Raw genomic sequence first — 576 nt, forward strand, 5'->3', positions numbered from 1 at the left:
GGGTACGACCCGCCGCCACATAGGCATAGTAGGGGCGAACCACGCTGTTGTTGATGTTCTGGGCGGCATCGAGGGTGACGTTTCCACCCGCCTGGATGATGGCATCCAGCGATTCGCCGCTGATGACGCGGCGGCTGGTCGGCAGTGTTTCGCCCATCCAGGCCAGAAAGTTGCTCATGTCCTGTTCGACGGTGGTCGAAGGTGTCGGGTTGTTTCGTTGGGTGAAGAGGTCGGCCATTCTAATGGCCGAAGCGGTTTCGTTGACCCAGCTTACGAATCGTCGGATGGATTCGATTTCCTGCTCTTGCACACCTTTGTTGTTGATCGTCGAAGCCGTGATCGTTAAATCCCCGGCGGAGGTCATGCTGCTGCTGGTGTTGTTCACTTCGCCGGCGTTAATCCTCAGGTCCGCGCCGCTGTTGATCGTGGCGGCTTGCGAATGAAGCGTGATCTTCAAGCGATCGGTTTCTGCAATTTCCCAAAGGCCGTTTCTGCGATCACCACCACGGCTGTCACAGCCACCGGCGATCTGTTCGCACGGCAACTCAGTGATGGTCGCGACACTTTTTTCATGCT

Annotated in this window: 1 protein-coding gene; it reads right to left on the reverse strand. The window is 57.3% G+C overall.

Annotated elements, in window-relative coordinates; translation table 11 throughout:
* Positions 1-576: hypothetical protein (locus NHU87_RS28315; protein WP_253555171.1), on the reverse strand; the 576-nt coding region annotated here is incomplete at both ends.

Source organism: Pseudomonas mandelii, from assembly GCF_024138395.1.
GTDB classification, from domain to species: Bacteria; Pseudomonadota; Gammaproteobacteria; order Pseudomonadales; family Pseudomonadaceae; genus Aquipseudomonas; species Aquipseudomonas mandelii_E.